General features: G+C 59.9%; 12 protein-coding genes. 2 read left to right on the top strand and 10 right to left on the bottom strand.

Annotated elements, in window-relative coordinates:
• Positions 1-10: 10 nt before the first annotated feature.
• The 4 genes from RMR13_RS15040 to RMR13_RS15055 are packed head-to-tail and all read right to left on the bottom strand — an operon-like array spanning position 11 to position 3181.
• Complete coding sequence (locus tag RMR13_RS15040; protein ID WP_310601445.1) at positions 11-277, bottom strand: hypothetical protein; 267 nt, start codon at positions 275-277, stop codon at positions 11-13.
• 39 nt (positions 278-316) lie between these two features.
• Positions 317-1342, bottom strand: coding sequence for a hypothetical protein (locus RMR13_RS15045; protein WP_310601446.1), 1026 nt, complete (start codon positions 1340-1342; stop codon positions 317-319).
• A complete protein-coding gene (locus RMR13_RS15050; protein WP_310601447.1) occupies positions 1326-2957 on the bottom strand; it encodes a phage portal protein in 1632 nt (543 codons plus the stop codon). The genes RMR13_RS15045 and RMR13_RS15050 overlap by 17 nt, the downstream gene beginning before the upstream one ends.
• Complete coding sequence (locus tag RMR13_RS15055) at positions 2954-3181, bottom strand: hypothetical protein (RefSeq protein ID WP_310601448.1); 228 nt, start codon at positions 3179-3181, stop codon at positions 2954-2956. Before RMR13_RS15055 ends, RMR13_RS15050 begins: the two co-directional genes overlap by 4 nt.
• A gap of 217 nt (positions 3182-3398) precedes the next feature.
• On the opposite strand from RMR13_RS15055, the gene RMR13_RS15060 reads away from it, so the two are divergent.
• Both RMR13_RS15060 and RMR13_RS15065 read left to right on the top strand, forming a co-directional pair.
• Positions 3399-3581, top strand: coding sequence for a type II toxin-antitoxin system HicA family toxin (locus tag RMR13_RS15060; protein WP_310601449.1), 183 nt, complete (start codon positions 3399-3401; stop codon positions 3579-3581).
• 15 nt (positions 3582-3596) lie between these two features.
• Positions 3597-3998, top strand: a complete 402-nt coding sequence (locus RMR13_RS15065; protein ID WP_409070305.1) for a type II toxin-antitoxin system HicB family antitoxin — start codon at positions 3597-3599, stop codon at positions 3996-3998.
• A 3-nt stretch (positions 3999-4001) separates the two neighbouring features.
• Here the strand turns inward: RMR13_RS15065 and RMR13_RS15070 are convergent, their stop codons facing one another.
• Genes RMR13_RS15070 through RMR13_RS15095 form a run of 6 tightly spaced genes read right to left on the bottom strand, consistent with a single transcriptional unit; the run spans position 4002 to position 9537 of the window.
• Entirely contained in the window at positions 4002-4274 is a 273-nt protein-coding gene (locus RMR13_RS15070) for a helix-turn-helix domain-containing protein (protein WP_310601451.1), read from the bottom strand.
• A complete protein-coding gene (locus tag RMR13_RS15075) occupies positions 4271-6157 on the bottom strand; it encodes a terminase gpA endonuclease subunit (protein ID WP_310601452.1) in 1887 nt (628 codons plus the stop codon). Before RMR13_RS15075 ends, RMR13_RS15070 begins: the two co-directional genes overlap by 4 nt.
• Positions 6154-6696, bottom strand: a complete 543-nt coding sequence (locus RMR13_RS15080) for a hypothetical protein (RefSeq protein ID WP_310601453.1) — start codon at positions 6694-6696, stop codon at positions 6154-6156. The genes RMR13_RS15075 and RMR13_RS15080 overlap by 4 nt, the downstream gene beginning before the upstream one ends.
• Positions 6693-6857, bottom strand: coding sequence for a hypothetical protein (locus RMR13_RS15085; protein ID WP_310601454.1), 165 nt, complete (start codon positions 6855-6857; stop codon positions 6693-6695). Before RMR13_RS15085 ends, RMR13_RS15080 begins: the two co-directional genes overlap by 4 nt.
• Positions 6854-8344 (bottom strand): phosphoadenosine phosphosulfate reductase family protein, encoded by a 1491-nt coding sequence (locus RMR13_RS15090; RefSeq protein WP_310601455.1) that lies wholly within the window; start codon positions 8342-8344, stop codon positions 6854-6856. The genes RMR13_RS15085 and RMR13_RS15090 overlap by 4 nt, the downstream gene beginning before the upstream one ends.
• Positions 8344-9537 (bottom strand): hypothetical protein, encoded by a 1194-nt coding sequence (locus tag RMR13_RS15095; RefSeq protein ID WP_310601456.1) that lies wholly within the window; start codon positions 9535-9537, stop codon positions 8344-8346. The genes RMR13_RS15090 and RMR13_RS15095 overlap by 1 nt, the downstream gene beginning before the upstream one ends.
• Positions 9538-9539: the final 2 nt, after the last annotated feature.

Below are 9539 nucleotides of genomic sequence, written 5' to 3' on the forward strand. Positions count from 1 at the left end.
CCTCTCCAGATCAGTAAAACCGGACCGTCTTGGACTTGGTCAACTGCATGGTACCGGTACCGACGGCCTGATCGCTCAATTCAGGCGGGGTGGCGCCCGGAACGGTATCCTCAGCGGTCATGGTCGGCACGACATCGTAGGTGATTTCCTGATTGACCGCGGCCTGCTCGGCCACGCCGTTGATGTAGACCGAGGGGATCATGCCCACCATTTCCCGGCTGACCACATCGGCGGACTGATAGATGTAGTCGATGAGGCCTGTCAGTGTATTTGCCATTTCCTTCTCCTTATAAATGCGTTGTGGTTACGGTGGCGCTCAGTCGACTATCTTGACGCCCGACTTGACGGCCCGACCTTGTTCGATCGGCGGGAGTTTGTTGAATGCCTCCCGCTTCATGGCAGGCGGCGCGCCGCTGTTATCGTCGCTGGCAGCAGGAATCACCGCCGGAGGCCCGCCGGACAAGAATTGCGCCCCCTGTTGCTGCCGGGCCAGTTTTTCGGCGGCAACGATGGCCAGGGCGGCGTCGGCTCCGGTTGACTTGCCGTCCAGCTCCATCTTGGCGACCAGATCCTCGTGGCCAGGGATGGATTGGGCGCGGACAGCGGCAATCCGGTCGCGCTCCTGCTGGGCACCCATGGCAAACAGGGAAGCGATCAGGTTCGGGTTGTGGGCGTCCAGGTCGTCTTGCTGCAGCCCGGCCACGATTTCAGCGGACAGGGCCACAACGAGTTCAGGATGCTCTTTTTTCAAGGTGTGCAGATCCATTCTTTGCTCCTGTGTTGGGATGGTTGTGGGCGAGGCTGCCCGTTGTTCGTACTCGGAAAAAACCGTGACGCTGGTGGCGTTGTCCGCTCCCAGCGGAACAAAAGAGGTTTCGAAAACTTCCGATTCCAGCCAGACTTCGGCTGGCCCTTGCACTGTTTGGCCATTGACCTCCATGGAGCCGGTCTTGCCGATTTCCAGAACAGTCCTCGGCTTGACGCCGATAGATGCCTGCCAGGGAAAGCCCTCGGCCGCCAGGGCCTTCACTTCCGCCGCCGCCTCGGTGGCACCGGAGAACCTGCCCTGCACGGAAAAACAGCCGTCCTTGCCGGTCGAGGTCGAGTAACCGACAATCTTGCCCCGATCATGGTTGAGGAAGATCGGCATCTGCTCCTTGGCCTGGATGCCGTCCACGGCCACGATCAGCCGGCCCCACATACGTTCCACCACCGCGCCGGTATAGGCATCGATGTCAAAGCCGGTTAAATCCTTGGTCTGCGGCTCGGCACGGAACAGGACGGCCGAATCGAAGGAAAGCCTGGTGCATTTGGCCTTGGCGGGGTCAATCTTCTTGTTCATCTGGATCCACGTCGATTGAAGAGACGGAAACGGGGGCCGCCAGGCCATTTTCCCGCTTCCAGTTGGTTTCGCGCACTATCTGCGGCTGGATGGCCTCGTGGTCGCCGCCGATCAATTCCTCGTATTCCTGCTCCAGGGTGGTGAGGTGCATGTTCACCCTGGCCTGGGCGGCGTTGACCGCCTTGAGCGGATCGATCTCGCCCGGAGCGTCTCCCACCCACCGGGTGCCGAGCCAGGTTTGGCGGATCAGCGGATCGAACAAAAAACCGGGCGCGGACAATCGGCCGAAAATCACCGCCTCGGTGACGATGGCCTCGTAAACCGGCTGGCAGAATTGGCACGCCAACCAGTGGCGGCGGCGGTAGAAGTAATCCCAGGCATCCAGGAAAGCGGCGCGGGCAGCGGAGTACGACGAGGTGAAATGCTTGATCAGCACCTCGAACGGCAATTCCAGGCACATGCCGATCTGACGGACAATGGCGACGAAGAACGGATCAAAGGCGGCATTGGGCCGGGTTGGGTTGGCAAAATCCATTTTCTGGCCTTCGCGCAGCCCGACCACCGAACCGTACCCCATTTCTATGCCGGTCGGATCGGCCTGCCGGTTCCGGTCGCCGGTCGGGTTGTCCATGGTGGGCGCGGGGCCGAATTCGGGGTTGCCCGACTCGCTGTACACGAACACCGTGAACATGCCGGAGACCACCGCGGCCATGACCTCGGCGTCGGTGTAGCGGCCCAGTTGCTTGATCAACTCGATCACCGGCGCCAAATACGGCACACCCCTGGTTTGACCGGGGCGGGTCTTGTCCTTGAGGTGGAGGACCAGGGGCGTGCCGTTGGCGGCAAAGGCAGGGAGGGACTGCCAGGAAAATTCGGTATTGGCTTTCCCGGCCAGGTAGCGCCTGGCGTTGGGGTGCCGGTTGCACACGTGAAAGATCTGGGCCGCGCCGTAGGCATCCTTGGTGACGCCGGCAATGGTGGTGTTGGTGTCGGCGGCAAAGCCGGGGTTGCAGACCCGCGCCGCCTCGATGAGTTGCAGCTTGGTGGCGTATGGGGAGCCGGCCCGCTTGACACGCGGCATGTTGACCAACAGGTCGCCGTCTTCAAGCACTCGCAAAAATGCCAGGCCCTGCAGCAGGGAAAAGGGCATATCCCGTTCGAGATCGAGTTCCCTGGTGGCGGTGGCGAGATTGAACTCGCGTTCGGCGGACTGCTCCCACTGGTTGGCCTGGTCCTCGGTGAGCCCGAGCACAGCGCGATCGACGGTGGCCTTGACCCTCAGGCCGGTGCCCACCACTTTGGTGATGTTGGTTTTCAACGCCCCGGAGGCCAGGGGATTGTTGCGGGCCAGGTGTTGAGAATCCTCGCGGAGAGTGGCGAGATCGGGCACGATGGCGGTGTCGGCGTCCATTTCCCGCTTGCCGCCTTTCTGGTTGGCCCGGCGGGTCTTGTCGGCCGCGGTATAGCCACCGAAAAACAGGGCCGTTCGGGCGCGGGAACCGAGCCGTTCCTGGCCGGCCACCGGATTGAGCCAATTGACCAGGCGGTCGGCCAGGGTGATGCCAAGGGGAATTTCCTTGTTGCCAACAGCGATGGTGGAAGGTAGGCGGCTCATCGCGGGACGATCTCCACCATCCGGATGCCGCCACCGGCGGCGGCTGGGGTCAGCTCCTTGACGCGGCCATTCCACAGGGTGACCCCGGCCTGCACTGCGGCCAGGTCGGCCAGGGTGAGACGGTCCCCATCGATGGCGGTCTCCTGGCCGAGAAGGATCTTCTGCTCGGCATCGAGATACTGCCGCAATCTGGCTTCCGCTATTTCCAGGGTAATTCCGGCCATGGATGCTCCTTTGGTGGTTTCAGCCGCTCCACCGGGCAGGAGGAGCGACCTGACATTTCCAGGAAGCATACGGCCTTTTTCAGGATCGAATAAGTGACCATTGTCCGGCAATGGTAGCCACTGTCACAAAAAATGAAGGAGGGAAGAAAAAAAGGGGCGGCCTTCAGGCTACATTATTTCATTGATCGCTTTCATTTCGGTGTGTATTATACACAACATGAAAAGCAGGGAAATTATACGCCTACTCGAAGCGGACGGCTGGACACTTAGGGGAGTGAAAGGGTCGCACCACATCTTCACTCACCCGGAAAAGCCCGGTCATATCAGCGTCCCACACCCCAAAAGCGATTTGGGCAAAGGGCTGGTCGGCAAGCTGCTCAAGCAGGCCGGGATCAAATAGGAGGAACCCATGAAGTTGAAATACCCCATCGCCATCGAACCCGGAGACGAGGGCACCGCTTTTGGCGTTGTCGTGCCCGATCTTCCCGGATGCTTCTCCGCCGGAGACACCCTGGATGAAGCCATCGAGAACAGCAAGGAGGCCATTTCCCTGTGGATAGAAACCGTGCTTGACGACAACGGTACGGTGCCGGCCCCTGGAAAATTGATCGATCATACCAAGAATCCCGAATTCTCCGGATGGACTTGGGCCGTGGTCGAGATTGACGGAGCGCTGCTGGACGACAAATCGGAGCGCGTGAATATCAGCATGCCGAAAAGGATACTCGCCAGAATCGACCGATATGCCTCAGCGCACGGAGAAACCCGGAGCGGATTTTTGGTGAATGCGGCCCTTGAACGGATTGTTCACGGGTGAATGTCACACTCGCCACGCATCCTTGTCGATCTTGATCGATCTGACATACTCCCGCAGTTCGGAGGCGAGCAGGCGCAGGCCCTTGCCGCCTTTGTGGCGACCATAGGCATGCACCTCGCCATCTCGCACCAGGCGGAGCACGGTGCGCTCGGAGCAACCGAGGATGCTGGCCGCTTCCGGTGTGGCCACCAGCACGGTCTGTTCCAGGATTTCCCGTTTGTATTCCGACACATCCTGGCGGGTGATGCGCTCCTTGACGCCGTCCCATCCGCTCATGCCCGTACCCCCTTGGAATAGACTATCGGGCCTTGCGGCCCCTGGCGCTCCGGCCGCAGACGGCGGATACCGATAATATCGGCGGCCGCCATGGCATATACCCAAATATCCCATTGATGGTTGGCCTTGCCCTTGGGACAGTGCCAGAAGCCGTGGTCGTCCCGGTACTCGGCGCAAAGCTGGGCCGCGTAATTGCTGGTGGTGCCGGCATCGAGCGATATGGCCCCAGGGTTGCCCGGTTCCTTTTGGAGCTTGCCGGCCAACTCGTCCTTGTACAGGGTGACGTTGATGTTGTAGCGCTTCAATCCTCCGGGGATTTTTTCCATGCGGCCGGACCGGGACGGGTAGAAATCCATCAACTTGACCAGCCAGCCGTTTTCCATCGATCTCTGACCCTTGAGCGGCCGCCAAAACGGAAATTCCTTGCAGAAGCGGTAGACCTCGTTGGTGCGGCTATGCTTGGGCGCGAGCGGATTGGTGCCGCCGCCGGAATCGATCCACCCGGACATGGCGCGGTATTCCTTGCCGTCCGCATCCTTCCAGACCGTGGCGGCGATATCGTTGAGTTGGGCAAAGGTCTCGACGGAATCGTGCTCGATCTTGGCCACCGGCATATCCTCGCCCCAACCGTAGGCCATGACCGCATAGTGGAAGCCTATCTGCTGGGTATCGACGATCACCGCCAGATAGCAGGTGCCGCGTGGCACCACCGAGCGCGGCCGGTTTTCGTCGCGCAGGCGGAGAATGAAATCTTCCTTGCGGTCCTGCTGCTCGTACCGGTAATCCTCGGCCTCGTACCCGTTGGACCAGGCTATCTTGTCGGTTACCCCACCGTGCTTGGCCGCCAGCCAGGCCGCGGCGATCTCGTGGAGCGGCACGTCAAGGCAATCCCAGGCCCGATGGTGGAATCCCACCGAGGAAGGACGCAACACTTCCTGCCCCTTGATTACCACCCACTCCGGCACCTTGAGCAGTTCGAGCCGTTGTTCCTCGTCGATTCCGGCCCCACACTCGGTGCAGGCATAAATGATCTCGGTTTCGGGGCCGATATCTTCGGCCGCCAAGCCCTCGGGGACATGGAGGCACTCGCCCGTTGGCCGGAACAGTTGGCCGCAATGCGGGCAGCGATGGCGCATTTCCCACACCTGACGGCAGTCCATCATCCCCTTGTGAATGAAAAGCTGGGCCGGCGTGGAAGCGAAAAACTGTTTGTAACGTCCCTTGTACAGCCGGTTGCGCTTCTGGATCATCTTGATGGGCGTGGTTTCACGGCCGGTCCGCTCCGGATACTTGTCCACCTCGTCGCCAAAGCAGTGCTTGGCGGGAAAGGTGGCCATGGAGGCCGCCGAGTTGGCCCACGCCGGCCGGATGGTGCCCCCGTGCTTGAGCTTGATCCTGGCAAGGGTGGTGTCGTTGTCCTTGGCGCCCATCTGGTGACGCAAGCGCTTGGATCGCTTGACCAGTGGAATCAATTTCTCGCTGGTGACCTTGGCGCCGGTGTCCTCGGTGGGCATGAGGTAGAAGATATCGCCGGGATCGACATCGGCGGCCCAATGCAGGCAATTGAGCATGGTATTGGTCTTGCCGGACTGATCCACCCCGCAAAACCAAAGGGCCCGGACATACGGCAAGCTGTAGGTATCCATGATCTTGACGGTGTGCGGCGCCAGATCGTGCCGCCACGGTCCGGCATGGGGGCCATCGGTGACCACGCGGTACCTGGCCGCGTGCTCGCTCACCCGGATTTTTTCCGGGGTTCGCATGCGCCTCCGGACCTGTTCCGGCAAGCGGCGCAGGGAAATGCTCTTGCCCGCCAGCAACGCCCGCGCTCCAGGAGGCACGAAGGCGGGGATGGGACGGGGAATCGCCTGCTGCCGCGTCATTCTTCCCCCTCCCACTGAATCTGCAACTCGCTCCCGGCGACCTCGTTCCAGGCCTGGCTGATCACCTGGTCAACGGCCTCGTAGACCTCGGGCGCCCTGGCAATATCTCCACCGGCTGCCTTGGCGATATCGATCTGGGCATCGTGAAGATGGCGCCGCACCACGTCGCGGAGGTTGCCGATCAGGCCGGCCACAACCGACCAGGCCAAGGATGAATGCAACCACTCGGCATCCTCCTCGCGCCGCATGCGTTCGGCCTTCATTTCGGCAATTTCGGCCTCGGCCCTTTCCTTGCGGTGCATGGCCTCCAACCGCTCCAAGGCGGATGGGTCGGGTTGCTGGGCATTTTCCAGACTCTTGCCGTACACTGCCACCTGGTACTTGCTGACCGTCTTGTCGGGATTGAGTACCGGAAACCCCTTTTCCTTGATGTCTTGATAGAATTTACCGATGGAGACGGCATATCTCTGTTCGATCAACCAGTCGTGGGCCTCCTTGCGGGAGCGGAAATATTCCGCCTGGAAAGCTTGGGAACTCATTGCTCGGTATCGTTGCGAGGCGGCGATTGATCTTTTTCCACGGGCCAGGAACTTGGTCCAAGAGCAACGGCCAGCTCGCACTCCTCGCACAGCCCGAAACAGGGCGCGTCCCATCGATGGCGTTCTTCCCGGCCGCAGGAGGCGCAGAGGTAGGTGGTCATACGGTTGGGTTGTCCGGAAACGTTATTGCCGCCCGCTTGCGCATGACGGACACAATTCTGGAGGACAATTTCGTCTTGGCGGAAAATCTCACAAGATCGGTATCGGTGGCCGGTAACAACTCGATTCCCTTCAAACCGGACAACCTGTTTTTTTCACGGGAAAAACCCATCCCATCCTGGATGACGCCAATTTTATTGCCATCCACCACCACGACAAACCATGCCTTCAGGTGTTGCTCGGGCCAGTATTTCCGTTTGCTTTCTTTTGATGTTGCCCTTTGCATCACATCGTCTCCTGTATCATTGTCGAATAATTCTCCACCGCATCGGAAAGTTTTGGTCAAGCGCGCCGGCGCGTTTTCTCGGCACCAAAGCAACACCTCTCGCAAGCCAAGCCGATCCATGACAAACTGATGCAGCTTCGGGTGTGATTCGGCGAGCAGCTCGAAACGATTGGACGCTCCCTGTTGGCCATCAAGTGAAAGGCCGAAGCAACAAAACAAGCAGCCTGTACGGCTCACGCCGGCGGTAGAGAAGAAGCCGTCCTGTGTTCTGACGATTTCACCGTAAACGGATGGAATGCGAATGCCGTACTTCTGAATACAGTGCAGCACGTCCTGTTCCGTCCAAAACGACAGAGGTGCTGACCGCGGGCGCTTCATGTCGTAGGCGTTGCAACCATGCTGAAGGTATGTTCGCTGACGTTGCTTACTGTCAGAAGCCATGGTCCCAACAAAGGGCCGGTTCCCGCTGCTCCGTTCATACGCGGCCATGGGATCCTTTTTCATGACCGCGCAACACTTATCGGACACCTCAAAAGGGGCATCAAACAAGAAGCGCCATTGCTGCGCTATCTTGTATCCATGCACAGGTATCCCGTATCGGTTGATGCCCTCAAGATAGAGTCGGGTGATGTTTTGATTTCGATCTGTGGGGTGGCGGACAATATTCACGCCTCGGGCAATCTTTTTTGATGCCAATGGCCAGCCATAGCGACGGATAACCTCGCTGAACCTCATGGACGGCCTTAATATCACATGATTTGGCGTGTCCAACACCAGGCGGACCACTTCTGGGTATTCAAGCCCGGTATGCCCAAAAACAGCCGGTACATGCGGGTAAACCTGGCGCACCAGCCAAAGCAACACGGATGAATCCTTACCTCCGGAATACGACACGGACACCTTTCCATTCCACGCCTTATACCAGTCATGGATCAATTCCAGTGACAGGGCGATTTTCTCTTCCAATGGAAGCGCCTGCTTATCGGACAGTGCCTCCATGGCGCGTTTCATCCCGTCGTTGGCGGTTTTTTCCGCAAGGCGGCGCTCAAAAGATGTCAATGGGGCGGGGACATTCCCGGCGGCATCAAGAAGCATGCTGTGTCTCTTTTTTTCCCTGGTACCAAAGGGGGCTCGTTTTATAGACCACATCTGCTCAACATCGCACACGCCGCCGCAAAATGATTGCAGGGTCGAGGCGTCCACTATGCCGCCTCCCGTAACACCGCGATCCGGTCCGGATCGAGGCCGGTGACGTTACCGCGCATGGCATCGAGGGCCAGATCCAGCAGGTGACTGTCGAGGGAGGACCGAACCGAGAGCGACTTGATTTCAAGCAACTCGCCAGAGACGGGACTGAGCACCAGCTCGGCGGCGACCCGGTCGATTTCAGCCTGTAGGCGGATTCGTTCCGCATCGTTCTCCTTGTCGCCTGAAGTGGACTGTTCCGGTCGCTGCAAGGAGGCCGAAGCCATCTTGTTCACCACTTCCACCAGCTCGTCGTCGGTCAGTTCGGAATACCCAATCGCTTCTGAAATTTGATTGATGATGCCTTGTTTAGCGGCAGCTTCCTCGTTGGCGACCTCCATACGGACCGCCATGTTGACCACCGCCGCCACCAGATCCTCGCCGCCCGCGACGTCATACCCGACCGCCTCAGCGATCCGGTTGAGAGCGTCGTTTTCCACGTCCATGGTCACTCGCTCGGGCAAAAGTGACTGGAGCGCCCCTGCCAGCCATTCCCGGCCAAGTTCGTCCACTAACCGGGCCAGGAGCACCTCTGGTCCTCCCATATCTTCGGCAAACTGGGCAAGGTTGGTGGTGGCGGCAGCCAGCGGCGCCGCATCGGGCTGCTCCACGGCAGCCATCGGCTCGGGCAGGTGGGACTGCACCACCAATTTCAGCCAATCCTGGCCCATCTCGGCCACCAGCAGGCCAACGAACTCCTCGGGCTTGCCGCGCTTGACCAACATTTTCGCCACCGCCGCCGGCTGTCGGACGACATTCCCGGCCAGGGCCGCGCAGGACGAGCACAACATTTCGCCACTGCACATCGACAAGGTCTTGTTCTTGCCGCAACCATCGCACGTAGTCTGTTTTCTCGGGGCCATACATTCCTCCTTGGTTCGTTTTTCTTTCCTGGCGAAATCGGCCAGGGCGATAATCGAAAGTTCCCGTGGCCGGTGCTTGCCCTTGCAGGTCGCGCACCAGCTCGATTCACGGGACGATCCGTTGTGGTCGTTAGTCCAGGCCGCCTCGTTTTTTCGGTGGTGCTCGCACATCGCCGTGAATGACCGTTCGGTCATCCTGGTGGGACGGCCACAGGTCACCGGGCACTGCCTGAGCACCATGGCGGCGCGCAACTCACTGGTGCTGATCTGTCCGCGCGGGCCACCCATGA

The sequence above is a fragment of the Desulfobulbus sp. genome, assembly GCF_031547805.1.
Taxonomy (GTDB): Bacteria; Desulfobacterota; Desulfobulbia; order Desulfobulbales; family Desulfobulbaceae; genus Desulfobulbus.